This window comes from Actinoplanes hulinensis, assembly GCF_019429605.1.
GTDB lineage: Bacteria > Actinomycetota > Actinomycetes > Mycobacteriales > Micromonosporaceae > Actinoplanes > Actinoplanes campanulatus.
Genome location: NZ_JAHXZI010000013.1, coordinates 143,665 through 167,120, shown reverse-complemented (window position 1 = coordinate 167,120; position 23,456 = coordinate 143,665). Strand labels below are relative to the sequence as shown.

Sequence of the window (23,456 nt, the reverse complement as noted above, 5' to 3'; positions counted from 1 at the left end):
GGGCGTTGAATGGAGACGATTTGGCGGAACGCCCAAATGGCACTTGAACAGGGAAAATAGCCTCCATCCCTAATCGGTCCTTTCCGGGACGGCACCCGCCAGCCATCCCGGGGCCGCCAGATACAGGAGTCCCTCGGGTCGGCTCGCGGGGCTGCAAGGCTCGGTACACGCGTTTGTCTGGCTCGGGCTCGACGATCCACCTGTCCTGGCCCGCACGGCAGATCAGGATGCTCACCCGACCGGAGGACGGGACGCGCCGTCCGGCCCCCGTCACACCCCCTGCGCTCATCCACAGGTATCCAGGATTGCTCTCGCCAACCGCGAACCGAATCGTCGCAGCCTGCATCACACCAAGTAAGACTCCAATGTTCCTGGACGGAAGGACACCCCCATGCGGGCGCAACCCCTGGTGATCGCTGCTTTGAGCCTTGCGGCCCTGACCGCCTGCACGGCCGCGCCTCAGCAGCTCCCCGGACAAGCGTCACCGGTGGGTGCCTGGGCGAGCGCTGCCGCCTCGGCGAGCGGTCCCGCCTCGACCATCCCCACCTCCAAGCCGACCCTTTCGCCGAGTGTCGCCGCGTCGACCTCCTCACCGAGCGCCTCGGCTTCCCCGGTCACCGGCGCCTCCACGATCAGAAAGACGGACTGGGCGAACGCGACCGTCAAGAACCTCTCATTCTGTGGTGTGTCTGGTGCTACCACTCGCTTCCGCAACGGATCGAACGGTTACGACATACCGTGCCTAATGCTGCCGCACGCCGCCAAGCCGGTGTACGCAGAATTCCTCACGGAAGAACCCGCCAACGCACCGGCCACCGAGGACGCACTCGTCCTGGTCGAACTTGGCAACCCCGATGCAGCCCGGCAACAGGCACTCGTCCCCATTCAACTCGCACCCGACGGCCGGGCCCTCCAGGCAGGGCCCGCCATCAAGGGCGACGTGCCGAGCCCTGCCGGCGACAAGGTGATGACGTTCACGTCCTACCGCGTGGACGAGGTGAAGCGGCACGTGTTCGCAACGGTGAGGACGGGCGACGGCAGATCGGAAGTACGGCGGTACCGCCAGGCATGCGCATGGGGATGCTGGGAACGCTTCTGACACTGAACGGCTTGCCCCGGATCTTGGCACGGGGTCTATGCGGCCGAGGTCAGCGGCGCCGGTGCTGCCGAGGTGCGTTCGTAACGGTCAGGACCGGCGGAGGGTGCGGAGCACCTCGTCGGTGCGGTCGGTGCCGCCGGCTTGCTTGATCTGGACGTAGATCCCGTCGACTACCACCTCGCTGTACGAGACGGCGGTGCCACCGCAGCTCGTCCACCGCCGTATCCGGGCGGTCGACCTGGCCACGGTGACCGGGCGGTCAGGCTGCCGGCGGCACTGGTCGTGGGCCGGCGGGCGCAGCTCGGAACCCCCACTGCCAGCGCGGGGCTGTACCCGACGAACACACCCGGCCGGATGCTCAGCGGATCGCTCCAGGACAGGAGGTCCGCGCCGACGAGCAGGCCGGGCCGGCGGCCGCCGGGCAGTTCGGGGCTGCATTGGCTTGACGGCGAACGGTGGCCGTCGGGCGGCTGCCGCGGCGGCCTCGGCCGGTGGGCCGACCATGTCACCCGCTGGACCTTCGACGGCCGCACTGCTGCTCGCCCAGCCCTACTCGATCAACAACGACCACCTGATCACGCTCGGCGCACTCGCGGTGAGGGATGACCTGGACTTGCACGTCGGCAACCACGGCTGATACGGCTACCGCACTACCGAGGTCGCTGTCTGGCTGGCCAACGCCTACCAGAGCGCCACACACCGCGCCATGGGTTCCAGAGTCCTCGAACGGACAACGTTCACGACGCATAGCGTGGCCTGACATCGGCTGCATGACCGCGACCTACCCTGTCAAGGTGCCGGGCTGTGGTCCCCTGTCGTGAGGTTCTCCCCGAGCGACGGCTGCCGCCCGGCACCTCGCGCGCCCGACACCCGATACACCTTTATCGCGGCAGGATAGTACATCTGGCCTTGGGCTGGCCCGGTTGTCCACATGGTTCCCCAAGGCGGGGACGGGCAACGACCTGGTGCGGTCTCTTATGCCAGATGCTGTTCGATCACAACGTGCTTGCCTGGTCGCAGCTCCCTGATGATGCGCGGGTTCACTCTTGGCTGGCTCGTGACGCTGTTGGCCCTACACCTGCTGGACGGAGCTTTCGCGCAATGGAACCTCACATCATCTATCCGATCGACATGGACGACTACGCCTGGTGGGAAACCGAGCAAAAAGGCTGGATCGAAGTCACCGTTCGCTGGGCCGCCGGCGAGCGATCGATCACCTTCTACGATGCGACGCGGCTGTCACAGAGCGTGCGCGATGGCCTCGCGCATCGCGGCTACTTCGCCGAGCGGATCGTGGTAGTTCCCAGCGTGACGAGGAACGCGTTGGAATCCGCCGTGACCAACATGGCTGAGCACGACTTCGTCGAGATGTCTTGACGCCGGGGAGCGTTGACTGCCGTCCGATCTGCGGCGAATGAGTATGGCGGAACGCTCCGTTCGGGCCGTAACGGGTCGGCGGTGCCAGATCCGGATGGGCACCCAAGCCATGCCTCAAAGGATAGGTGCCGGAGTCGTTGGCAGCCGCTTGACGAGACGCCGCGCCATGAACAGCGGAATGATGCCGAAAACACCGAAGGACATGCCAATCGCGGTCCACCGCAGCGGGATGTGCCGGGCCGGCCCGGCGATCAGTGCCAGCGGGATGATCGCAACGCAGCAGATCATTCCCCATTCGATCACCCAGATGTTGCGTACCGGGTCACGCCATGGCCCCCAGAAGGCCATCGCGATGACCAGGTGGGCGAAGGCCAGCCAATCCGTTCCGTACGCGATGAAGGGGTAGTTCGCACCGGTGGCGACCAGCCCGTCTTGAACTCGGTCGATCCAGGTGATCAGCCCGTCCGGCGCCGACACTGTATGCACTGCCTCGGATAGCAGCCGCATCTCGGCGACGAGCGGGAACACGGTCACGCCGCTGAGTACCAGTCCGATCACGAAGAGCAGCAGCCAGGAGCGAATCGCTTTCATGATCGGAACATAGAGCACGCAGGCCCACCGCGCCGCTTCGCGCACAAGACCTGGGCGAAAGCAGATGGGAAAGTGCGCCATGCTCAAGCTGAGCACCCAAGTAGTTCGGAATGAGCCGGTTCAAGTCCGGTGGCCCGGCGCGGGCCCGATCAGTGGCAAATTGATGCCTCTCCGGCACCCCGAACGTGCGATGTTTCGATTCTCTGCGTTTTCGTTCATCGCAACGGCAGTTCGATGCGTCGTCCCAGACCGATCTCACTTGCGTTCTCGTCGGTCAACATGGCGAAGGCGCCAGCCGGAACTCCGTCGAGAGAAGCCACGCGCGACGCCGCAAACAGCAGCACCGGGTCGGCCGCTCCGGTAAGGAAGAAGACGTAGGTGTCGCCGTATTCTTCGCTTTCGTCGTACACCTCCACCTGGCCTTCGTCCTCCAGATTGATCAAAAATTCGTCGATCTTGTCAATCCAGGGAAAGGCATAGGACCCTGCTGACAGGTCGCGGCCGTTGGTCAGCGGAACGTGGATTTCGACGATGCGAGTCATGGCTTCGGCATGTCCGTCCTGTGGAGTGGTTGGCTGAGACGTCGTCGGCACGTGGCTCCGCCGGTCTATGGGATCAACGACATCACCGCCGCTGCACGCGCTCAGCATTCCGAGGCATAGCCACCCAACCAACAACAGCCGAGTTCGGTGCTGGATCCGCGGCATCGAACTTAACTCGATCATGGCTGGGCACGATATGACCTGAGTACGCGGTCAAGCAATCCGGCGCACCCGGTCGTACATGCTTCGCCGTACTTATCGGCATGACCGAGTGCCCTCTCGTCGGCACGAGCGTGTGCCGGCCGACGCCCGGAGACCACGACAGCTCATCGAGCGCGGATCGCGGCAGATCCGGATGCACGGATACGAACGATGCCCGAGAGGTGCTGCACTCGGGCGGCGTTCTCCAGGTGAGGTGCGGCGTGCGAGCCGGCCCAACCGCAGTGAAGCGCGGGCTCGGCGTTGTCGACGACCGAGATGATCATCTAGCCTACGTGCCGTGGACGGGGACATCGGATCGATAGCGCTTTCATTACTGGGTGTTGCCGTGCTGTACCGGGTGATCCGGACCGCCGTTGCCCACGGCATCGCTGACGCCGAGGAAAAGCGGCGAAAGGCTGATCGGAAACCTTGATCGCGGCAAATGAGGACACCGAAACCGTGGCGACGCTTGCTGGCCAGTTTTGCCTCAAAGAGGCAGGAGGCAGAGCCCGACGCTTCCCCGATTTTCAGGCAACCGATGCGCGCAGCGGATCTGTGGGATCGATCCCGACGTCATCGAACCGTTGCTCCAGAACCTCGGTATCATGCTGCTGCCGGAATACCTTCTCGGCTGCGGTTATTGGTAGTAGCCAGAAAAGACGGGCATGGCCTTGTGGCAAAACACACAGCTCGAGGTCGGGTCCATGCAGGTATGGAAGACTGACGAGCAGGTGGTCGCACGCCGAACCCGGAAGCCAAGGACCGCCGATCGGCATCGTGTGCCAGTGATCCAGATGGTGACTCGCGTGGTAATAGGCGACCATGGCGATCAGATCAATTATGGTGGCCTCGCGCTCTCTCGACATCATCACGAATTCGATCCCGTGACCCTCGACGTTGAAAGCCGACCAGCAGCCAACGGTTACGTACGCCCAGTTACTGCTTCGAGGCCCTGGAGTGACGACCAGGACTCGGAAGTCGGGTACCCGTCTCCGACGGCCAAACCCAAGATCATAGTTGATGACTTCCACTCCATGCCCGGCGAAGAAACGTCGGACGTGAGCCTCGATCGCCTCCGCAGCCGCCAACCGGCGTTGTCGAGTCGGTGTCACCGCAGTAACTCCTTGCTAAGGCGCCGATACATTCCGGCGTCGGCCCATGACGATTCCGACCATCATGCAGGGCCAGAGTCGACGGGCGCGCCCGGGTGCCGCACTCAGAACCCGCTAAGGTCAACGCACTCTTCTCGGCACGGCAAGAGGCCGGCCCCGAAAGTCGGCCTCCGGTCGTGACTGCGGCGGCCGGTCCGAGCGCGGACAGCGGCAAATGAGTGTGGGCACCGGCTCGGGGATGAATGCCGGTATTCGGGAGCAAGTCCGGTCGTCACTCGAATGCTCGGGGAACGTGGAACGGCACTCTGCATCGTGGGCAGGTTGCGCGCCCGAAGAGATAGAGCAGCTTACCAGTGACGGCTGGTCGGCCATGGGCCTGCAAGAGGGCTTGCAGCCGGCCTTCGATTGTCGCTTCCGCATGCTTGACAGGCGCTACCGCTGTCGGTGCCAGGGAAGCGTCGCCGAAGCTCGCCATGGAGAAATCCGGACCCTCGAGGTCCAGTAACAGATGCTCGCCGCAGGACGGGCAGTCGAGTTCTGCCTCACCGTTGGCGAGCCAGTGGAGGTTCCGCTGCCATATGTCGCCATTCTCGAACGTCATGAGCGCTTCGAGCGCGTAGATGAATTCCATGTCACTGGTCGCGTACTGAAGGTTCTGAACGGCTACGGCGTGGAGAGCGGCCAGCTCGTTCTCGTACCGCTGGCGCACCACAGCCGGATCCTCCGGGCCGTCGAGGGACGCGACAATCGCGGCTGCAAGGTGCAACGCGGCAAGGTACCCGCCGGGTCCACGCCGACGACTCATCTGCGCGAGGGCGGGGAGCGCGGCGTAGCTCGCGCTATAGACCGTGCCTTGGTGACACAAACGGGTCCACAGGTTGGCCCAAGCGTCGTCAGTCTCGGTATCCGCCGCTGCGGCAGCCGCCAAGAAGGCGGGTACCTGCTCGGCGGATCCGTACGCGTCCCGCAGAGACGCCCACTCCGTCACGCCACGATTCAAGCAGAACGTGCGCGTGCTCCCGGGCTTGGCCCCACTGCCTGCTCAAGGTTGCGACCTGCCGTTACAGCTGTTCGCCCGACGCACATTTAGCGGCTGAAGTGTGCATCCGTGCTCCACAAGGCTTCCTGCAGTTCGATGGAGTCATCAGTGATCCCGGGGGAAAGATGTAGTGATGACGTCTGGGGAGCGCTTGATCGCCGGATTGGTCGCCGTCATCGGTCTGTACGCCGTCGTGCGTAATCGCTCCTTCGCGGAGGCGAGCCTGTCGGCGCAAGCGGCTCGCAGGCCGTAGCCGGTACGGGCCGGATGACCCGGCCTGCCTAGCCTGTCAGAATCCGCCGCATGGAAGCCCAAGATCTGGAGCGTGCAGTCCGAACGATGGGCGAGGTTCTCGAACCACTGGTGGCCCTCGATTGGTCGGTCACGGCCGGCACCCTGGACTGGACATGCCGGGAGACGCTTGTCCACGTCGGCCATGACCTGCTTGCCTACGCGGCTCAAGTGGCTGGCCGGGCGCAGGATGCGTACCTGCCTCTGGATCTGGTGATCCGCGACGACGCCTCGGTATCGGAGGTGTTGGCGGTCGTCGAGGCATGCGGTGGGCTGCTTGTCGCGGCGCTGCGAGCCGCGGGGCCGGACACGCGGGCCTGGCACTTCGGGCCCTGCGACGTCAGTGGTTTCGCAGCGCTCGGCGTCGCCGAGGTCGTGCTCCACACCTACGACATCACCCAGGGTCTGAATGTGAACTGGCGGATACCCGCGAAGTTCAGTACACGCGTGCTCGCTCGGTTGGCGCCGGACGCGGCCATCCAGCAGCGGCAGGAGACCGGAAAGCGGCAGCATTCCACGCAGGTCCTGCTCCGGCACACCGGACGCCTCGGCAATGTGGGCCTTTGGCGGTGGCGCATCACGCCGGACGAACGATACATGGCTACGGAAGACGCCAGGGCCGGCGGTGTTCATCACAACCATTTGGAAGCGGATCCAAACGCCCAAGACGGCCCTGCCGTAGCCCACCAGCCGACGGAGAATGCTCCCGTCCAAGACGACCCGGCCCGCCGCAGGACGGATTGGCTACACCAGTACACCTCGCTGAGGAACGTGATCGCGGCGGTCCGCGATGCTCCTTACACCTGTCCCTGCTGCGGCCACGCCACGTTGTCGGAACGAGGGAGCTACGAAATCTGCGATGAGTGCGGGTGGGAGGACGACGGTCAAGACAATCACGACAGCGCAGTCGTCAGGGGCGGACCGAACGGAAGTTTGAGCCTCGACCAGGCGCGAGTTGAATACGTCCGAAAGGGCCGCGGTCGAACGCTGCAGCCGCATTCCCCGCCGCATGAACCCAGGTAGCGCCATACTGCGACCGCGCTATCCGGCTACCTCTCATCAGCCAGATGATCGTGGCCGCTGAAACGCTTTCAATTCGAACAGGGTAGGGTCAGGTGTGGGGTTTTGTGACATCGAAGGTGCCGTATCAATTCCTTCTGATCATTCATGGTAACCGGCTTCCTGAAATTAGATGGCCGGGCTTACTGGGACGCACTCTCATCGCCAGTTCCGGATGCCGGTGGATCCGCCTACCGTCCCGCCGCACAACTTGCCTCACGGTCAGCCGGTGCGGGCGGCGTTCGGTTGAGACGTCCGGCGCTGGTGGTGCCCGGTCCTGTGGTGGGAGTTTGCCGAGCGGTAACCCAAGGCACCCTGCCACGCCCAGGGGCTGGCCGCCTTGCACCACGCGTGTGGTGATGGTCAACTTCGCCGCGGCAACACTGAGCAGGGGAAACCCGTGATCGGAACCGGCTGGACGTTCTCGCGGTGGCCGGGCAGATGGCGTACGCCGGGCGGATGTTGCGGGAGGACGAGTTCGCGGCCTTCGCGGCGATCGCCGCGCTGCCGTGGCAGGACGCCCGACGCGCTCCTGCTCCCCGTCCGCCTCGCCGGACCGAAACTTCCGGTCGAGATCCCGGTCGAACGCCGGGCCGCGCTGGTGTACCGTTTCGGACTCGGCGGCATCCGAGTGGCCACCACGCTGACCCGTACCGGCAACCCGGGCCGCGCTCGGCGTGCAGCACAGCGGGCTGACCGAGCTGCGGGCCGCGATGAGCGATCTGTTTACCACCCGGCGCCGCGCTGAAAGCCCGGACCGCGCTGGTGGCGCTGGAGCACCTGTTGGGGGCCGAGTCGCACCCGGCGACCGGTCATCGCGCCGCCGAGCGCGAGCGACTGATCGCGAACGCGCACGAGTTCCGGAGCTACGCCTGCTCATGGCGCTGCGAACGGGCCGGGTGGAGTTGCCGGCCGAGCTCGCGGTGGAGGTTCCCCGGCTGATCGGCGGGGACGGCGACGCGCACTGCGAGCGGCTCGGCATGGACCCGGACGCGCCGCCGAAGGCGCTGTGACCGGCGGCCGAGGAACGCCGCCGCGCCGGCACGGGCAGACCACCGTGGCGTCCGGCGCGGGGGCTCGCCGGGCCGCCGAGGTGTTGCTCCGCAGCTGCACCGCGATTCTCGAGGACCTGGACTGTGAGCCGGTCACCCGCGGGCCGCTCCGCGAGAAAACATTGACATTCATCGAATGTTAACCCTAGCCTTCGGTCGAAGTTCCGGATGTTCACCGAAACTTTCGATACGTTCTCTCGCTCGGAGGGGGACCGCAGATGTCCGAATTCGCCCTACTCGGGGCCGAACTTCTGGCCGTCACCGTGCTGGTGTTCGGGCTCTACTTCCCGCGGCACCGGCGCCGCGACCTGGTGGTGGCCTACTTCGCCGTCAACATCGGGGTGCTCGCCGTGGCCGACGCGCTGCGCACCAGCGACGCCGGGGCGGGCCTCGGGTTGGGGTTCGCGCTGTTCGGCGTGCTCTCCATCATCCGGCTGCGGTCCACTGAGCTGGACCAGCACGAGGTCGCCTACTTCTTCTCGGCGCTCGCGCTGGGTCTGCTGGGCGCCCTGGAGACCAGCTCGATCTGGCGCAACATCGCGCTGATGGGCCTGATCCTCGTGGTGCTGGCGATCGTCGACAACCGGTGGGTGCTGGGCCGTTACCGCCAGCAGATCATCGTCCTCGACTCGATCGTGACCAGTGAGGACGAGCTGATCCGCCGGCTCGAGGACCTGCTCGGCGCCAAGGTCTACTCCGGCCGGCTGCTGCGGGTCGACCTGATCAACGACTCCACCGTGGTCGACGTCCGGTACGCCGGCCGGCCCGGCAAGCTGATCGCCCCGGTCAGCCCGCCGACCTACGCGGGGCAGCGATGACCGCGGCCGTCGCATTCGACACGCTGGGCGCGTTGCCCGCCGTCAGCCTGGCCGAGATGGATCAGCGGGCCGCACTGCAGTGCCGGTTCGACCGCAAGTACCTCCTGCCGGCCGGTGACGCGCGCCGGTTGCTCGCCGAGCTCGCGCCGGCGGCCCGGGTACTGGAGATCGACGGGATCCGCCACTTCACTTACGAGTCGCTCTACCTCGACACTCCCGGTCTGGTCAGCTACCTGCGGACCGCGTACCGGCATCGGCGCCGTTTCAAGATCAGGACTCGGACCTATGTGGACTCCGGCTCCTGCTGGCTGGAGGCGAAGGTGCCGGGCCCGCGCGGCAGCACGGTCAAGTACCGGGCACCGCACGTGCCCGGGCAGCCGCACCCGACCGAAACCGGGCTCGCCTTCCTCGACGAGATCTTCGCCCGGCACGGCCTGTCGCCCGCCGACCGGGCCGGCCTCACCCCCGTGCTGCGCACCGCCTACCTGCGGTTCGCACTGCTCATGCCGGGCGACAGCCGGGTCACCGTGGACACCGATCTGCGCTGGATCGCCGACGGCCGCGAGCTGCGGCTGCCCGGCGTCGCGATCGTGGAGACGAAGACCGTCTCGACCGCCGCCGAGGCTGACCGCCTCCTGTGGCGCCGCGGCCACCGTCCCGTCGCCATCTCCAAGTACGCCACCGGCCTCGCCGCGCTCCGCACGGACCTGCCGGCGGCGCCGTGGCGCCGGGTCCTCCGACAGCACTTCACCCTCAGCAGAGAGGACCTGCTCCATGGGTAGGCACACGATCCGGACCGTCGCCCTTGTCATCCTGGCGATGCTGCTCACCACGGCCGGCGTCACCACCGCGGCGGCCGCCGGCGAGCCCGCCGGGGACATCACGTTCTCGGTGCCCAGCGGCACCTTCCAGGGCTCGGTGTCGGTGGCGCTGGGCACCGCGATCGCCGGTGCGGAGATCCGCTACACCACTGACGGCACCCGGCCGGCGACCGCCTCGGCGGTCTACCCTGGCCGGCCGCTGACCCTGACCGGCACCACCCAACTGCGGGCGCAGGCCTTCCTGAACGGCTCGGCCACCGGCGCCCCGGGCACTGCCCTCTACGTGGCTCGCGCCGTGGACACCCAGCACGACCTGCCGCTGCTGCTGATCGACAACTACGGCAAGGGCAAGCCGGGCCGCGACTACATGGACGCCGCCGCGATGGTCTTCGACACCACGGCCGGCCGGACCTCTCTGTCCGCCGCACCGGCCCTCGCCACCCGCACCGGCATCCACCTGCGCGGCCAGTCGTCGGCCATGTTCGAGAAAGCGCCCTACCGGCTCGAGTTCCGGGACAACGACGACGACGACGCCGACCATCCGGTGCTCGGCATGCCGGCCGACTCGGACTGGGTGCTGCGCGGGCCGTTCAGCGACAAGTCGCTGATCCGCGAGGCCCTGGTCTACGACCTCGGCCGGGAGATGGGCCTGGCGACGCCGCGCTACCGCTTCGTCGAGCTCTACCTGAACACCGATTCCACACCGGTGGCGGCCGCCGACTACCAGGGCGTCTACATGCTGGTTGAGACGATCAAGAACAGCAAGGACCGGCTCGACCTCAAGCAGCTCGAGGAGGAGGACACCACGCTGCCGAAGATCGCCGGCGGCTACATCTTCAAGTTCGAGTGGCTGGCCGCCGAGGAACCCACGCTCACCTGCACCGGCGCCACCGCGACCTGCTGGAACTTCCTCGAGGTCGAGGACCCGTCCCCGCTGAACACGCAGCAGCGTGCCTGGCTGACGCAGTACCTCCAGCAGTTCCACGACATGCTGCACAGCCCGCGGCTCACCGACCCGCAGACCGGCTACCGGACCTGGATCGACGTCGGCTCCTGGGTCGACCTGATCATCCTCAACGAGCTCAGCCGGGAGATGGACTCCTATCTGCGCAGCACCTACTTCTACAAGGACCGGGAAGGCCCGATCGTGGCCGGGCCGCTGTGGGACTACGACCTGACTTTCGGTGTCGGCGGCTTCTTCGGCAACGAGCAGACCGCCGGCTGGCAGTACCAGCAGACCCGGAGCCCGCGGGCCAACGACTGGTTCCAGATCCTGCTCGCCGACCCGGCGTTCCAGAACGACCTCAAGACCCGGTGGCAGTCGCTGCGCCGCGGCCTGCTCGCCACCACCTCGCTGACCAGCCGGGTGGACGCGCTGGCCGCACCGCTGACCGCCGCCGCCCAGCGCAACTTCCAGCGCTGGCCGAACCTGGGCAGCCGGATGGTCGGGCCGTTCATCACCGACACCACGCCGACCTGGGCCGGTCAGGTGCAGGTGATGCGTACCTGGATGACCCAGCGCGCGTCCTGGCTGGACGGCCCGTCGGCGTGGGGCGGTGCCACCACCTCGCCGTCCACGCCTCCGTCACCGTCGGCCTCGGCCTCCACACCGCCGCCCGGAGATGGATGCACCGCGACCTATACCCAGGCCGGGCAGTGGACCGGCGGCTTCCAGGGCGAGGTCCGGGTGACCGCCGGAACGAGGAGGATCAACGGCTGGACGGTCACGCTGTCCTTCGCGAACGGCCAGCGGGTCAGCCAGGTCTGGAACGGGACGATGAGCAACAGCGAGACGGGGGTGACTGTCCGCAACGCCGGCTACAACGGTGTCCTGGACGCCGGGGCAACCACGACCTTCGGTCTGCTCGGCTCCTGGAGCGGCAGCAACACCCCACCAGCGGTCACGTGCACCGCCGGTAGCGTTGGGTGATCATGACGACGCGGTCGGCCTGTGGGAACAGCACTGCTGTCTGCCGCTGTCCCCACAGGCCGACCTCGGTGAGCCGGCCCGCTACCGGCGGCCGGGCGGCAGCGAAGTATCGGTCAACGCCGCCTACGCCCCGCACAGCTACGTGGAGACCGCCGCGCTCCTGCGGCACTGGCGGCCCGGATCGCCGCGGACGACCGGTTCGGCCTGGCCAGGCGGCATCGCCGATCTCGGCACCGACCGGGTGGCCGTAGCGTTCGATCTCGAGGACTCCAGTCCCCTGGAAGGGGCGCCTGGAGCGGGTGCGCGAGTTCTACGACCTCGGCGTCCGGACCATGCTGCCGGCCTACAACAACCGGAACGCGGCCGGCGGCGGATGCCTGGAGGAGACCGACGAGGGACTGACCGGGTACGGCCGGGCCTGCATTCAGACGTGGCAGGCAGCCGGATGGACTCTGCGGCGGGTTTGGTGGTCGGGACGCCGCCACCAACCGGAGCAGACGCACTCAACCCGGCACGACAAGGCACCGGGCCGTCACAGCCGACCGGCGGGCGTGACGGCGGCGGCCAGCCCGAGCACGGACAACGGCAGTTGAGGTTGGATGATCATGGCACTGGCAGGACAGGGCGCACGGGCGTTTCGCCGACGAGATAGCCCTCGTAGGTGATTTCGGCGAGGGTCGGGTTGCGGTAGGCGGTGGCCAGGGTGATCCAGGACAAGAACGCGCCATAGCCGCCGCACAGCGCGCTGCCGCCGTCACCGCCGCACAGCACTGCCGGGTCGGTAGTGAATTCCGCCCGGTACGGGTCATCGCCGATGACGAGTCCGAAGAAGTTGGGATTCTGGATCAACGGGACATCACCGTAGGGCTCGCCGTCAGGGTATTCGTCGCCCCATCGGAACAGCGTGGTCGCTCCGGCACCGCAGTCGTATTCCCACTCGTCCGGTGTGGGCGGCCGCAGGCCTCGCCACTCCAGCCGGGCCATGACGGATTCGTGGTCGTCGGTGCCGTCATGCTCGGCTGTCAATAGCGAGTCGGCGTCAAGCGAGCGCACAGCGACCAGCCGAGCCGGCAGGGTCGCCCGGCGCATGGGGGACATCTGTTCGTCCAGGAAGCGGTGGATCGACTCGGGTACCGAGTACTCGGCTACCGCCTCCGCGAAATCTTGCAGTTGGCGAGAGGTGGGAACGAACCGTGCAGGATCACAACCGAGCTCCACCGTGCCGCCGGGCACCAACGCGTACCGGATGCCGTCACGCTCGAACAGCGCCACCCGCCCACTCCGGCCGGCAAATCCGCGGGTGCTGACCGACACCAGCGCAGCCCCGACGTCCTGAGCGATAGCGGCAGCAACGCCGTCAGCACCAGCATCGGAGAGGGCCAGCCACCCGTCCACGGTAAGATCGACATGCGACATGCAGGCATTATGCAGATAGGCAACACGCCAGCACAGGCACACGCGCATCGCGGCACGAGAGTGCAACCGGCGAGACTATCCCGACGCGCTGGCCGAGCAGTGCCCAGGAGGGTCGCTCTTTCCTTCAACTCTGGCGCGGCGCCGTCGATTGGGCTGCGACGAAACGGAGAAGCATGAGACCAGGCCGGATACCGCTGGTGGCCGCTGCGTTGGTGATGGTGCTGGGAGCAGTCGGCGCGTCGGCGGCCCCTTCTTATGAAAACGGCGACGGCTTGGTCGACAGCTGCGAGGCACTCGTTGCTGCTGGGGTGGGGGACGTGCAATGCGGCCATTTTGCTGGTATTAAGGCGACGACCTGCGCTGAGCTGGCCGAGCAGTTGCGTCAGGGGTTCGTCGATGGTTACACCATGATTGACTGCGCTGATGACAGCGACTCGCGAAGGGCTGGCCGCAGAGACTGATTGTCGTTCCAGACGCATTGAAATCGGCACGAGCGTGAGCCGCCTGTCCGTAGCACGGCCCGCGGCCGGTGAGGGCGTCACGGCAACGACCGAAGCGCGCACAGCCGATTCTGGACGACTTCCGCGGCGACGGGTCAGCCCGGGTCCGGCGGCCCGCTGGAGGCGTTGTATGCGTTCTTGGCGGCGACAACGGCAGCCTGAAGATGTTCGGGGTCGACGCCGTGCACATTCAGTGGTGGGTGCAGGCGACGGACAAGCTCGGCCTCAACGGCGACCGGTTCAGGTTCCTCCGCCCAGGTCAAGCGTAGATGCGCGTACATCCATCGGGTCAGCCGTGCCTCGTCTTCAGGCACCAGGACAACACGATCGGTCCAGTGTGTCCGATAGCCCTCGGACAGGAGCAGCCCGGCAAGCGTGCGGCGCAGAGTCGAACTGCCCGACCGTCTGAGATGGTTGCGCAGAATCCGGCCCCGCAGGTTGGTCGCCCGGCCGAGATACAGCAGCCGTAGCGACGGGACATTCTCGTTGGGCGGCCCGGGCAGATCGGGAAAGACCGCTGAGGCAGCCCACCACGCATAGACACCACTGCTGCGACTGAGCCCTTTGACGGCGACGTCCAGCTCGGCAGGAGCGCCGGCCAGCAATCGTAGGGCTTCTCCCGCGGGTGTCCAGCCGGCCGTAGCACCGGAGGACCGCTGTTCATAACTGGCCATCAGAGGTCATCTTAGGCGTCCGGGCCGGCCGGAGTCGGATTGTCGTTCCCAGAGGAGTGCATCAGCTATCTGTGAGGTGGCGTTCAACGGCTTCTCCGGTGCCGTCGTCGGCACGCCCAAGGTGCCGCTACGGTGATCAGCTGGGATCGAGGCCGAGTGCGACGGCGAAGGCGGAGAACGTGTCGGTGATGGTGCGCCATTGGTACTGGCCGGGGACGGTCCAGAGGTCGCTGCCGACGACTCGGGGGTCGGCGGGGTCGGTTCGATGGTCCAGTGCGATGGCGGTGTCGTCACCGGCGTAGTGACAGACGGCGATGAAGAAGGCGTTGCCGATGTCCAGCCAGGGCAGATCGGCGGGGCCGCGGGCAAGGCGGAAGAGCCGGGCTGTCTCGTCGTCGGCGGCCAGGTGGTCGAGGGAGCTTGATTGGCATTCCATCTCGTGCGGGCCGGCGAGGACCTGCCCGAACTGGTGCGGCGGCCGGATCCCGTTCCGGCATCACACGTAGCAGACGTCGCGGTCCCCCAGGTTGCGGGGCGGTGTTTGGATCGGTGGGGTGGCCACCGAGATCCTGATCGCCGAGGACAACCCCAAGCAGGCCGAGCTCGCCGCCGCCTATCTGCGGCGGGAAGGGCACCGGGTCACGCTGGTCGGGGACGGGCCCGCGGTGTTCGAGGCGTGCCGGCAGCGGCGGCCGGATCTCGTGGTGCTCGATGTGATGATGCCGGCGCTCGACGGGGTCACCGTCTGCCGGGTGCTGCGCGCCGAGTCGGACGTTCCGATCCTCATGTTGACGGCCCGGGCCGGCGAGGACGACATCCTGCGTGGCCTGGACGCGGGGGCCGACGACTATCTGACCAAACCGTACAGTCCGCGTGAGCTGGCGGCCCGGGTGCGGGCTCTGCTGCGCCGGTCGGGGGCGCTGCGGGACCGGGATCAGCCGGTGCTGCGTACCGGGGATCTGGAAGTCGACGTGGGGCGGTTCGAGGTCCGGGTCGGCGGGCGGCCGATCGTGCTCACCGCCAAGGAGTTCGGGATCATCGAGGTGCTGGCCGGGGCGCCGGGGCGGGTGTTCACCCGTGGCGAGATCCTGGCGAAGGCGTTCGGTTTCGACCGGTACGTTCTGGAGCGCACGGTCGACGCCCACGTGCGCAATCTGCGGCGCAAGCTCGGCGACGACCCGGACGATCCACGGTACGTGCAGACCGTCTACGGGCGCGGCTACCGGCTGGCGGCCGAGCCGTGAGTTTCCGGATCCGCGTCTTCCTGCTGGTCGCCGTCGTCGGGCTGGGCGCCACCGGGCTGACCGTGGCGCTGACCTGGTGGCAGGCCCGCGACCAGGTGGGCGAGGCGGCGTCGGCGTCCCGGGAGACGACCGACATGATCCGCGGCGAGTTGCGGGCCCAGGCGCTGCGTAACGGCACCTGGGAGGGGGTGGACCAGACCCTGAAGCGGTTGCGGGCGCAGACCGGGCAGCGGATTCGGCTGGTCGACCCGTACGGCAATGCGGTGGCCGATACCGATCACATGGACGGTCGCGCCGCCCGGCCGCCCGGCCCGGTCGCGGTGATCGTCGACCCGCTGCCCACGCTGGTGCTGCCGGACGGCGGTGACGAGCGGATGGCGACGCTCACGGCCATCGGCGCGTACCGGGAGGAGACGGTGCGGTCGGCGTGCCTGTTCCGGGCCGGCTATACGCCGCTCGGCATGGTGGGCGCGGACGGCGTACCCCGTCATGGTCTTTCCGGTGTTGATCCGGACACTCTCGACGTCTGCCGGCCCGGGCCCTTCCCGGAGGGGACGCGGGAGGCGGACCGTCTCGAGGTGGGGCAGTGTGCCGAGGCCGGCTGCCTGCGGGAGGCGTTCCGGCGGCGGATCACCGACTCGGAGGTGGCCCCGCCCACGCTGCTGCTGACGATCGGCGCCGCCAACGAGCCGGTACGGGCGCTGGACACCGGCCCGGTCCTGCTGATCACCGTGGTGGTGGCGGCGCTGGCGGTCGGCGGCGCGCTGCTGATCAGCCGGCGGGTGCTGCGCCCGATCGGCACGCTGACCGCGGCGGCCCGCCGGCTCGCCGACGGCGACCGGGCCGGGCGGGTGCCCGACGACGGCCGCGACGAGATCGGCGAGCTGGCGCGGGCCTTCAATCAGATGACCGATTCGGTACGGGCTGCGGAGGAGGATCAGCGGCGGCTCATCGCGGATGTGGCGCACGAGTTGCGTACCCCGCTGGCGAATCTGCGCGGTTACCTGGAGGCGATCCAGGACGGGGTGATCGAGCCGACGCCGGAGGTGTTCGCGTCCCTGCACGACGAGGTGATCCTGAACCAGCGGATCGTCGACGACCTCCAGGAGCTGGCGCTGGCCGAGGCCGGGGCGCTGGTCTACCACCGGGAGCCGACCGATCTGGCCGAGCTGATGGAGACGGCGCGGACCGCGCACCGGCCGGCCGCCGACGCGGTGGGCGTCCGGCTCACGGTCGAGTCGGACGGTCCGGTGTTCGCCGACGCGGACGCCGACCGGATCCGGCAGATCGTCGGGAACCTGGTCGGCAACGCGTTACGCGCCACCGCGTCCGGCGGCTCGGTCACCCTGCGCGCGCACGCCAGCGGTGACCGGGCGGTGCTCCAGGTGACCGACACCGGGGTCGGGATCGCACCGGAGCACCTGCCGCTGGTCTTCGACCGGCTGTGGCGGGCCGACCCGGCACGCGGCCGGGGCACCGGCGGCAGCGGGCTGGGGCTCGCCATCGTCCGGCAGATCGTCCACGATCACGGCGGTGAGGTGAGTGCCCGCAGCACCGAGGGCGCGGGCACCACCTTCGAGGTTTCGCTGCCGTTGACCGGTGACCGTGTCAGCGGCGCCGCGCCGGTCCGGTGACGGCGTCCTCCGCCGCGCCGTCACGCTGAGATGGCACCACCCGGCGGCGGCCGAGCAGGTCGGCGAAGAACTCCTCCCACTGCGCGACGACCACCGGCATCTCGTAGCCGGAGGCGGTCGTCCGTGCGGCGGCGCCCATCCGCTCCCGCTCGGCGGGGGCCTCGATCAGCCGGGACAGGCCGGCGGCCAGGCCGGGCACGTCCTTGGGCGGGATCAGCAGCCCGTTCACCTCGTCGTCGACCACGTCGGCCGGGCCGGTCGGGCAGTCGAACGACACCACCGGCAGCCCGGCGCTCATGGCTTCGAGCAGCACCATCGGCAGGCCCTCCTTGCGGGAGGAGAGCGCGAAGATCGACGCCTTGGCGAACTCGGCGTCGAGGGTGCGGGTCACGCCGCGCAGCCGGACGACGTCGGTGAGGCCGCGTTCGGCGATCCGGGCGGTGAGCCGGTCCCGTGCCTGGCCCGCGCCGAAGATGTCCAGCCGCCAGTCCGGGTGCTGCTCGTGGACCAGGGAGAAGGCGTCGATCAGCATGTCGAAGCCTTTCTGCCGGCCCAGCCGCCCGGCGGCGATCACGGTCCGGGTGCGGTCCGGCTCGGCCGTCGGAGTCCGTGGCGGAATGCCGTTGGGGATCCGGAACAGTCGCGCCTCGCCTCCGAGCGCCTCCCGGTAGGTGGCCAGGTCGGCGCGGGTCAGCACGGTGACGGCGTCCAGGCGCGGGTAGGCGCGGACGATCCGCTTCTGCAGGCCCTTGCGGTAGCTGCTGAAGTTCATGTGGTCCTGGCCGATCCGGATCAGCCGGCCCGGCGCGAACCAGGCGGACAGCAGGTTGAGCGCCGGCCGGGTGCTGAACAGGACCCCGTCCTTCTGGGCGCGCATGTACCGGATGATCCGCAGGTCGACCATCGGGTCCCAGCGGTGGTACCGGAAGTCCCGGCCGTGCGGCAGCGGGTTGCGCAGGGCCCGGGTCCGGCGCAGCAGCCGGCGGGGCGGGCCGTTCCACCTGGTGCCGTCGGTGCGCAGGTCGGTCAGCGAGACCAGCCGCACCCGTGGGTCCAGCGTGAAGGCTGGAGTCTCCGCGGTGCGGTACACACTGGCGATCTCGACGTCGTGGGTGGCGCACAACGCGTTGGCCTGATTGAAGACCGTACGGATCGTTCCACCGACTCCGTACGCGTTGTGCAGTAGATACCTTATCTTCACGCGCACAACCTAGGTCGCGGTGTCAATCATGGATCGTCCACATGTACGGCTATCGTCGTGACCATGGACAAACGGCACCCGACCCTGGCCGATGTCGCCCGCGTGGCCGGCGTGTCGAAGACCACCGCCTCCCGCGCGATCAACGGGGTGTACGGTACGTCGCCGACCGTTCGTGATCACGTTCGCGCGGTGGCGGCCCGGCTCGGTTTCGAGCCGCACACAGCGGCTCGCGCCCTGGCCACCGGGCGCGGCGGCCCGCACCGGCGGGACCGCATCGAGGTGCTGATCGTCGACCCGGATCCGGCCGCGATGAGTGCCAAACCCTTCTACGGGCGGGTGCTGGCCGGCGCGATGCGCGCGCTCGGCGGTGAGGATCTCTCCCTGGAGGTACGCCGGGTGGCCGCTGCCCCCTCCGATGAGGACGACGCGCCGTTCGGCCGCCTGCTGATCAACCTGCCCGGCGCGGCCGGCGCCGCCCTGGCCCGCCGGTCGCGGACCGTGGCGCTGGGCCGCTCCGCGCCCGGGGTGGTGTTCGTGGCGCCCGACAACGACAGTGGCGGGAGCCAGGCGGCCGCCCATCTGGTCGCCACCGGCCGGGCCAGGATCGGGGCGGTGTTCGGCCCGTCCACGCCGTGCGCCGACGAGCGCAAGGCCGGGTTCCTGCGGGTGATGGCCGGCGCGGGCCTGCCGGTGGTGTCGGTGGACGGCGATTTCACCCGGCCCACCGCCTACGCGGCCACCCGGGAGCTGCTGCTGCGTGAACCGGAGCTCGACGCGGTGTTCGCGGCCTGCGACGTGACCGCGATGGGCGTGTTGCAGGCGCTGCGTGAGACCGGTCGCCGGGTGCCGCACGATGTGGCGGTCGTCGGTTTCGACGGCAGCGCCCTGGCCGAGGCCGCCGACCTGTCGTCGGTCTACATGCCGGTCGAGGAGGAGGCCGCGTCGGCGGTGCGGCGTCTGCTCGATCCGGCCCTGCCGCCGGCCGGCCGGCTGCCGACCTCCCTGACGGTCCGCGGCTCCAGCTGAGAGGGTGGTCCGGTCAGGTGGTGCGGCGGGAGTGGACCAGCAGGAGCCAGCCCAGGTAGATGCCGCCGACGCCGGCGGTCACCACGCCGACCGGGAGTTCGCTGGGGGCGACCGCCCGCCGGGCGATCAGGTCGCTGGCGACCAGCAGCAGCGCGCCCATGAGGCCCGCCGCGGTCAGCCCCGCGCCGGGTGAGCGGGTGAGCCGTCGGGCCAGCTGCGGCCCGGCCAGGGCCACGAAACCGATCGGCCCGGTGGAGGCGGTGGCGATCGCGGTGAGCCCGACCGCGACCACGACCAGCCCGAGACGGGCCCGTTCCAGCGGTACGCCGAGGGCGGCGGCCGCGTCGTCGCCGAGTTCGAGCATCGGCAGGTAGCGGGACAGGATCACGGTGATCGGGATGAGCAGCAGCAGCCCGAACCCGACCAGCTGCACGTCACCCCACCGGCGTTCGAAGAGGCTGCCGACGATCCACACCGTGGCGGCCCGGGCGTCGCGCAGGTCGGCCCGGCTGACCAGGTAGTTGATGATCGCGATGAGGATCGCGCTGACGCCGATGCCGACGAGCACGAGCCGCAGCCCGTTGACGCCGTTGCGGTAGGCGAGCAGGTAGACCGCGATCGCCGCGATCAGCCCGCCGGCGAAGGCGCCGGTGGCGGTGAGCAGCGCCCCGCCGCCGTAGAAGAGGATGACCAGGATGGCCCCCACCGACGCGCCGTAGCCGAAGCCGATGACGTCGGGGCTGCCCAGCGGGTTGTGGGTGAGACGCTGGAAGATCGCGCCGCTGACCCCGAAGGCGATGCCGGCGACCACGGCGACCAGGGCGCGCGGGAGGCGCCGCTGGACGACGAACAGCTCGGCGAGCCGGCTGCCGTCCCCCCGCAACGACTTGATCACCTCGGGGAACGGCACCGGATAGTCGCCGACGCTCAGCGACACCAGCACCAGCCCGGCGGTGACCAGGATCAGAATCAGACAGACCACGAGGGTACGGGGTTCGACGCGGAACGAGACGCGGTCGGCGGCGAGGCGGACGTCCTTGATCGAGCGGGCCGGCGAGAGAGTCCTCACAGCGGCACCACCTGACGGCGGCGGACCAGGGCGATGAGGACGGGCGCGCCGACCAGGGCGGTGACGATGCCGGCCTCCAGTTCGCTCGGGGTGATCACGACCCGGCCGACGACGTCCGCGCCGAGCAGCAGGACCGGGGCGAGCAGCATGGCGTAGGGCAGCACCCACCGCAGGTCGGCGCCGATCAGGGCGCGGGCCGCGTGCGGGACGGCCAGCCCGATGAAGGCGAACGGGCCGGCGGCGGCCGTCGCGGCGCCGCAGAGCAGGGTGACGGTGGCGGCGGAGGCGAGCCGGGTGCCGGCCAGGTTCACGCCGAGGGCCCGGCCGGTGTCCTCACCGAGCGACAGCGCGTTGAGCGGGCGGCTCAGCAGCAGGGCGATGACGATGCCGGCGACCAGGAACGGCAGCACGTCGAGCAGCACCGACTGGTCCCGGCCGGAGAGGCCGCCGACGATCCAGAACCGGAACTGGTCGAGGGCTTTCGCGTCGAGCATCTGCACCCCGTAGGTGTAGGCGACCAGGACCGCGCCGATCGACGTGCCGGCCAGGGCGAGCCGGACCGGTCCGCCGGGCCCCTTGCCGCCGGCGCCGAGCAGGTAGACCACGACGGTGGCGGCGGCCGCTCCGGCGAAGGCGAACCACACGTACCCGGAGGCGGTGGTGATGCCGAAGAAGCTGATCGCGGTGACCACCGCGGCGGCGGCGCCGGAGTTGACGCCGAGCAGGCCGGGGTCGGCGAGCGGGTTGCGGGTGAGCGCCTGCATGACGGCGCCGGCCAGGCCGAGGGCCATGCCGATCAGAAGCCCGAGGATGGTACGGGGTACGCGCTGGGTGGTGACGATGACGGCCTCGGGCGACCCGTCGGAGTGCCACAGCGCGTCGACGACCGTGGAGAACGGGATGGCACGGGCGCCCACGGCGAGGCTGAGCAGCACGGCGAGCGCCAGCAGGGCGAGGCAGAGCAGCAGGCCCGCGATTCGGCGGGGCAGGGTGTTCGTCACGCGGCGGTCCGGTCCAGGGTGGTGAGTGCGGTGAACAGGCGGGCGTAGTTCGGGTGGGAGAACGCGTGCCAGGTGTCGTCCCACGGGTGGGCGCGGAAGCCGGGCGGTGTCTCCCCATTGACGAAGATCATGTCCGCTCGTGCGGCGGCCCACGGCACCGGGGTGCCGTGCGGCCCGTCGTCGGGGGTGCGGTCGCCGAGGACCCGCAGCCCCAGTTCCTGGAGCGTCACCAGCCAGGGGTAGCGGGACGGGTCCAGGATCGACAGTCGCGTGCCCCGCGCGTACCCGAAAATGATCGTGCGGCCCTTCAGCGCCGCGCTGACCTGGAGCTTCGCGGCCTGATAGGAATCGGTCGCCGGAGGCGAAGCACCGAGGGCGACCGCGAGCCGGGCCGTCTCGGCGAGCAGGTCGTCGAGCGACTGGCCGCGCTCCTTGAGCGGCAGGACGACCGTCGGCAGACCGTGGTGGCGGGGGAACCGGTCGACCACCAGGTCGGGCCGGGACGCGGCGAGCAGGCCGGGGTCGATGGCGGGATCGCCGGGCGTGTCCAGCCGGGCCACACCCGCGGGCGCGAACCCGGCGGCGGCGAAGCAGACATCACCGCCGGGATCCGGCCCGAGGGCCGCCGCGACGGGACGGATCCCGGCGGCGGCCAGCGTCGAGGTGGCCAGCAGCTCGGCGACGGCGACGCGCCGCGGCCGCTGCGGAAGGGAGAGGGTGGCCCCACGCCCGTCCGTGTACTGCCAGCTCACCTCTCGCATCGTGGGTGTCAGCCCTTGAGGGTCTTCGCGATGTCGTCGAGGACGATGCCGGCCGCGATCGGGCCACCGCGTGAGGTCCACGGCACACCGTCGACCGCGACGACCTTGTTCGCCTTGACCGCGCCGAGCTGGTTCCAGGAGGCGTTGGCCTTGGCCTGCTCGAGGGCGGCGGCGCCGTCGTTGTTCAGGGTGCCGAGGAAGATGTAGTCGGCGTCGAGGACGTCGAGCTTCTCCAGGCTGACCGGGTCGGACGGGCCGGTGCCCTCGGTGAGCTGGGCGTCCGGGCGCTTGAGACCGAGTTCCTCCACGATGGTGCTGGAGAAGTGCTGCTTCTGCAGGTAGGAGGGGCCCTGCGGGTTCCAGCGGACGAGGCTGACCTTGGCGGCGCCGTTCGCGGTGATGGCGGCCTTGGTGTCGGCGACCTTCTTGTCGTAGCCGGCGAGCACCTCGGTGGCCTTGGCCTCCAGGTTGAGCGCGTTCGCGACGCCCTTGAGACTGTCCTTCCAGGTGCTGTCGACCATACTGGTGATGACGGTCGGCGCGATCGCGTTGAGGTCCTTGATCTGCGCCGGGTCCGGGTCGAGGAAGTGTCCGTAGAGGATCAGGTCGGGCTTCGGGTCCAGCGTGGCGATGGCCTCGATGTTCGGCTCGACGATCTCGCCGACCAGCTTGACGTTGGGCAGCTGCGGCGCGAGGTAGCCGGCGACCGAGTCACCCTGGCGGGACTTGCTGGCGCCGATCGGGGTGACGCCGAGCGCGAGGGCCGCGTCCAGGTCGGTCTCGGCGAGGGCCACGATGTTCTTCGGGGCCGACGGGACGGTCACCTTCGCGCCGGAGGCGTCGGTGATCTCGCGGGTGGTGGAGGCGGGGGCGGCGCTCGCGCCGGAGCCGGCCGGCTCGGCCTCGGAGGAGCAGGCGCCGAGGGCGGCGGCCACCGTGGCCGCGGCCAGGAGCGCACCCATGCGCTGGGTGAAGCGGGACATCATGAACTCCCGGGG

28 protein-coding genes are annotated in these 23,456 nt (G+C 69.0%); 14 read left to right on the top strand and 14 right to left on the bottom strand.

All coding sequences use genetic code 11. The features are described from left to right. Positions 1 to 459: 459 nt before the first annotated feature. A complete protein-coding gene (locus KZ829_RS24760) occupies positions 460 to 666 on the bottom strand; it encodes a hypothetical protein (RefSeq protein ID WP_220146299.1) in 207 nt (68 codons plus the stop codon). A 79-nt stretch (positions 667 to 745) separates the two neighbouring features. Here KZ829_RS24760 and KZ829_RS24755 point away from each other — a divergent pair, with 79 nt between their 5' ends. Beyond that, positions 746 to 1,099 carry a hypothetical protein gene (locus tag KZ829_RS24755; protein WP_220146298.1) on the top strand — a complete coding sequence of 118 codons (354 nt, stop codon included), beginning with the start codon at positions 746 to 748 and terminating at the stop codon, positions 1,097 to 1,099. Between the two features lie 87 nt (positions 1,100 to 1,186). Here KZ829_RS24755 and KZ829_RS24750 read toward each other — a convergent pair whose 3' ends face one another. Continuing rightward, positions 1,187 to 1,345, bottom strand: a complete 159-nt coding sequence (locus KZ829_RS24750) for a hypothetical protein (RefSeq protein ID WP_220146297.1) — start codon at positions 1,343 to 1,345, stop codon at positions 1,187 to 1,189. Positions 1,346 to 1,601: 256 nt separating this feature from the next. On the opposite strand from KZ829_RS24750, the gene KZ829_RS44135 reads away from it, so the two are divergent. Together KZ829_RS44135 and KZ829_RS24745 are read left to right on the top strand one after the other, a co-directional pair. Beyond that, the gene (locus tag KZ829_RS44135; RefSeq protein WP_281428215.1) at positions 1,602 to 1,736 is read left to right on the top strand and encodes a hypothetical protein; all 135 of its coding nucleotides are present in this window, start codon (positions 1,602 to 1,604) and stop codon (positions 1,734 to 1,736) included. Positions 1,737 to 2,083: 347 nt separating this feature from the next. Continuing rightward, the gene (locus tag KZ829_RS24745) at positions 2,084 to 2,476 is read left to right on the top strand and encodes a hypothetical protein (protein ID WP_220146296.1); all 393 of its coding nucleotides are present in this window, start codon (positions 2,084 to 2,086) and stop codon (positions 2,474 to 2,476) included. Between the two features lie 114 nt (positions 2,477 to 2,590). On the opposite strand, the gene KZ829_RS24740 is transcribed toward KZ829_RS24745, so the two are convergent. Continuing rightward, positions 2,591 to 3,148, bottom strand: a complete 558-nt coding sequence (locus KZ829_RS24740; RefSeq protein WP_372453894.1) for a hypothetical protein — start codon at positions 3,146 to 3,148, stop codon at positions 2,591 to 2,593. A 134-nt stretch (positions 3,149 to 3,282) separates the two neighbouring features. Beyond that, a complete protein-coding gene (locus tag KZ829_RS43260) occupies positions 3,283 to 3,792 on the bottom strand; it encodes a hypothetical protein (protein WP_246636198.1) in 510 nt (169 codons plus the stop codon). A 316-nt stretch (positions 3,793 to 4,108) separates the two neighbouring features. Between KZ829_RS43260 and KZ829_RS44130 the strand changes: the two genes are divergently transcribed. Beyond that, positions 4,109 to 4,243, top strand: coding sequence for a hypothetical protein (locus KZ829_RS44130; RefSeq protein WP_281428214.1), 135 nt, complete (start codon positions 4,109 to 4,111; stop codon positions 4,241 to 4,243). Positions 4,244 to 4,337: 94 nt separating this feature from the next. On the opposite strand, the gene KZ829_RS24730 is transcribed toward KZ829_RS44130, so the two are convergent. Then, a complete protein-coding gene (locus KZ829_RS24730) occupies positions 4,338 to 4,922 on the bottom strand; it encodes a suppressor of fused domain protein (RefSeq protein ID WP_220146294.1) in 585 nt (194 codons plus the stop codon). A 271-nt stretch (positions 4,923 to 5,193) separates the two neighbouring features. Then, positions 5,194 to 5,688 carry a hypothetical protein gene (locus KZ829_RS24725; protein WP_220146293.1) on the bottom strand — a complete coding sequence of 165 codons (495 nt, stop codon included), beginning with the start codon at positions 5,686 to 5,688 and terminating at the stop codon, positions 5,194 to 5,196. A 576-nt stretch (positions 5,689 to 6,264) separates the two neighbouring features. On the opposite strand from KZ829_RS24725, the gene KZ829_RS24720 reads away from it, so the two are divergent. The 6 genes from KZ829_RS24720 to KZ829_RS24700 all read left to right on the top strand — a co-directional run bounded on the left by KZ829_RS24720 (position 6,265) and on the right by KZ829_RS24700 (position 12,525). After that, positions 6,265 to 7,275 (top strand): CPCC family cysteine-rich protein, encoded by a 1,011-nt coding sequence (locus tag KZ829_RS24720; RefSeq protein WP_220146292.1) that lies wholly within the window; start codon positions 6,265 to 6,267, stop codon positions 7,273 to 7,275. A 914-nt stretch (positions 7,276 to 8,189) separates the two neighbouring features. Continuing rightward, on the top strand, positions 8,190 to 8,324 hold the full coding sequence (locus KZ829_RS44125) for a hypothetical protein (RefSeq protein WP_281428213.1): 135 nt from the start codon (positions 8,190 to 8,192) through the stop codon (positions 8,322 to 8,324). 257 nt (positions 8,325 to 8,581) lie between these two features. After that, on the top strand, positions 8,582 to 9,181 hold the full coding sequence (locus KZ829_RS24715; RefSeq protein ID WP_220146291.1) for a DUF4956 domain-containing protein: 600 nt from the start codon (positions 8,582 to 8,584) through the stop codon (positions 9,179 to 9,181). Next, the gene (locus KZ829_RS24710; protein ID WP_220146290.1) at positions 9,178 to 9,963 is read left to right on the top strand and encodes a polyphosphate polymerase domain-containing protein; all 786 of its coding nucleotides are present in this window, start codon (positions 9,178 to 9,180) and stop codon (positions 9,961 to 9,963) included. The genes KZ829_RS24715 and KZ829_RS24710 overlap by 4 nt, the downstream gene beginning before the upstream one ends. Further along, the gene (locus KZ829_RS24705) at positions 9,956 to 11,932 is read left to right on the top strand and encodes a CotH kinase family protein (protein WP_246636197.1); all 1,977 of its coding nucleotides are present in this window, start codon (positions 9,956 to 9,958) and stop codon (positions 11,930 to 11,932) included. The genes KZ829_RS24710 and KZ829_RS24705 overlap by 8 nt, the downstream gene beginning before the upstream one ends. 299 nt (positions 11,933 to 12,231) lie before the next feature. Further along, a complete protein-coding gene (locus KZ829_RS24700) occupies positions 12,232 to 12,525 on the top strand; it encodes a membrane dipeptidase (protein WP_220146289.1) in 294 nt (97 codons plus the stop codon). A gap of 10 nt (positions 12,526 to 12,535) precedes the next feature. On the opposite strand, the gene KZ829_RS24695 is transcribed toward KZ829_RS24700, so the two are convergent. Then, entirely contained in the window at positions 12,536 to 13,348 is an 813-nt protein-coding gene (locus KZ829_RS24695) for a hypothetical protein (protein WP_220146288.1), read from the bottom strand. A gap of 197 nt (positions 13,349 to 13,545) precedes the next feature. Here KZ829_RS24695 and KZ829_RS24690 point away from each other — a divergent pair, with 197 nt between their 5' ends. Continuing rightward, entirely contained in the window at positions 13,546 to 13,809 is a 264-nt protein-coding gene (locus KZ829_RS24690) for a hypothetical protein (RefSeq protein WP_220146287.1), read from the top strand. A 134-nt stretch (positions 13,810 to 13,943) separates the two neighbouring features. Here the strand turns inward: KZ829_RS24690 and KZ829_RS24685 are convergent, their stop codons facing one another. Next, the gene (locus tag KZ829_RS24685; RefSeq protein ID WP_220146286.1) at positions 13,944 to 14,522 is read right to left on the bottom strand and encodes a GIY-YIG nuclease family protein; all 579 of its coding nucleotides are present in this window, start codon (positions 14,520 to 14,522) and stop codon (positions 13,944 to 13,946) included. 136 nt (positions 14,523 to 14,658) lie between these two features. Then, positions 14,659 to 14,958, bottom strand: a complete 300-nt coding sequence (locus tag KZ829_RS24680) for a hypothetical protein (protein WP_220146407.1) — start codon at positions 14,956 to 14,958, stop codon at positions 14,659 to 14,661. A gap of 118 nt (positions 14,959 to 15,076) precedes the next feature. Here KZ829_RS24680 and KZ829_RS24675 point away from each other — a divergent pair, with 118 nt between their 5' ends. Both KZ829_RS24675 and KZ829_RS24670 read left to right on the top strand, forming a co-directional pair. Next, positions 15,077 to 15,766: a response regulator transcription factor gene (locus KZ829_RS24675; protein ID WP_308285643.1), complete on the top strand. Its 690-nt coding sequence runs from the start codon at positions 15,077 to 15,079 to the stop codon at positions 15,764 to 15,766. Next, positions 15,763 to 17,400 carry a sensor histidine kinase gene (locus KZ829_RS24670; RefSeq protein WP_220146285.1) on the top strand — a complete coding sequence of 546 codons (1,638 nt, stop codon included), beginning with the start codon at positions 15,763 to 15,765 and terminating at the stop codon, positions 17,398 to 17,400. Before KZ829_RS24675 ends, KZ829_RS24670 begins: the two co-directional genes overlap by 4 nt. Here the strand turns inward: KZ829_RS24670 and KZ829_RS24665 are convergent. After that, positions 17,375 to 18,601, bottom strand: a complete 1,227-nt coding sequence (locus KZ829_RS24665; protein ID WP_220146284.1) for a glycosyltransferase family 4 protein — start codon at positions 18,599 to 18,601, stop codon at positions 17,375 to 17,377. The genes KZ829_RS24670 and KZ829_RS24665 overlap by 26 nt on opposite strands. 63 nt (positions 18,602 to 18,664) lie before the next feature. On the opposite strand from KZ829_RS24665, the gene KZ829_RS24660 reads away from it, so the two are divergent. After that, positions 18,665 to 19,627: a LacI family DNA-binding transcriptional regulator gene (locus KZ829_RS24660; RefSeq protein ID WP_220146283.1), complete on the top strand. Its 963-nt coding sequence runs from the start codon at positions 18,665 to 18,667 to the stop codon at positions 19,625 to 19,627. Between the two features lie 13 nt (positions 19,628 to 19,640). Here KZ829_RS24660 and KZ829_RS24655 read toward each other — a convergent pair whose 3' ends face one another. The 4 genes from KZ829_RS24655 to KZ829_RS24640 are packed head-to-tail and all read right to left on the bottom strand — an operon-like array spanning position 19,641 to position 23,441. After that, complete coding sequence (locus KZ829_RS24655) at positions 19,641 to 20,696, bottom strand: FecCD family ABC transporter permease (protein ID WP_308285642.1); 1,056 nt, start codon at positions 20,694 to 20,696, stop codon at positions 19,641 to 19,643. Further along, entirely contained in the window at positions 20,693 to 21,697 is a 1,005-nt protein-coding gene (locus KZ829_RS24650) for a FecCD family ABC transporter permease (RefSeq protein ID WP_308285641.1), read from the bottom strand. The genes KZ829_RS24655 and KZ829_RS24650 overlap by 4 nt, the downstream gene beginning before the upstream one ends. Further along, complete coding sequence (locus KZ829_RS24645) at positions 21,694 to 22,449, bottom strand: ABC transporter substrate-binding protein (protein WP_220146282.1); 756 nt, start codon at positions 22,447 to 22,449, stop codon at positions 21,694 to 21,696. The genes KZ829_RS24650 and KZ829_RS24645 overlap by 4 nt, the downstream gene beginning before the upstream one ends. Positions 22,450 to 22,466: 17 nt before the next feature. Continuing rightward, a complete protein-coding gene (locus tag KZ829_RS24640) occupies positions 22,467 to 23,441 on the bottom strand; it encodes an ABC transporter substrate-binding protein (RefSeq protein WP_220146281.1) in 975 nt (324 codons plus the stop codon). Positions 23,442 to 23,456 lie beyond the last annotated feature (15 nt).

What these genes read in the sequence shown, in the direction of transcription:
- KZ829_RS24755 (WP_220146298.1), top strand. Translation starts at nt 746, where the DNA reads ATGCTGCCGCACGCCGCCAAGCCGGTGTACGCAGAATTCCTCACGGAA.
- KZ829_RS44135 (WP_281428215.1), top strand. Translation starts at nt 1,602, where the DNA reads ATGTCACCCGCTGGACCTTCGACGGCCGCACTGCTGCTCGCCCAGCCC.
- KZ829_RS24745 (WP_220146296.1), top strand. Translation starts at nt 2,084, where the DNA reads ATGCTGTTCGATCACAACGTGCTTGCCTGGTCGCAGCTCCCTGATGAT.
- KZ829_RS24740 (WP_372453894.1), bottom strand. Translation starts at nt 3,148, where the DNA reads ATGGCGCACTTTCCCATCTGCTTTCGCCCAGGTCTTGTGCGCGAAGCG.
- KZ829_RS43260 (WP_246636198.1), bottom strand. Translation starts at nt 3,792, where the DNA reads ATGATCGAGTTAAGTTCGATGCCGCGGATCCAGCACCGAACTCGGCTG.
- KZ829_RS24720 (WP_220146292.1), top strand. Translation starts at nt 6,265, where the DNA reads ATGGAAGCCCAAGATCTGGAGCGTGCAGTCCGAACGATGGGCGAGGTT.
- KZ829_RS44125 (WP_281428213.1), top strand. Translation starts at nt 8,190, where the DNA reads ATGGCGCTGCGAACGGGCCGGGTGGAGTTGCCGGCCGAGCTCGCGGTG.
- KZ829_RS24715 (WP_220146291.1), top strand. Translation starts at nt 8,582, where the DNA reads ATGTCCGAATTCGCCCTACTCGGGGCCGAACTTCTGGCCGTCACCGTG.
- KZ829_RS24710 (WP_220146290.1), top strand. Translation starts at nt 9,178, where the DNA reads ATGACCGCGGCCGTCGCATTCGACACGCTGGGCGCGTTGCCCGCCGTC.
- KZ829_RS24705 (WP_246636197.1), top strand. Translation starts at nt 9,956, where the DNA reads ATGGGTAGGCACACGATCCGGACCGTCGCCCTTGTCATCCTGGCGATG.
- KZ829_RS24695 (WP_220146288.1), bottom strand. Translation starts at nt 13,348, where the DNA reads ATGTCGCATGTCGATCTTACCGTGGACGGGTGGCTGGCCCTCTCCGAT.
- KZ829_RS24685 (WP_220146286.1), bottom strand. Translation starts at nt 14,522, where the DNA reads ATGGCCAGTTATGAACAGCGGTCCTCCGGTGCTACGGCCGGCTGGACA.
- KZ829_RS24680 (WP_220146407.1), bottom strand. Translation starts at nt 14,958, where the DNA reads ATGGAATGCCAATCAAGCTCCCTCGACCACCTGGCCGCCGACGACGAG.
- KZ829_RS24660 (WP_220146283.1), top strand. Translation starts at nt 18,665, where the DNA reads ATGGACAAACGGCACCCGACCCTGGCCGATGTCGCCCGCGTGGCCGGC.
- KZ829_RS24640 (WP_220146281.1), bottom strand. Translation starts at nt 23,441, where the DNA reads ATGTCCCGCTTCACCCAGCGCATGGGTGCGCTCCTGGCCGCGGCCACG.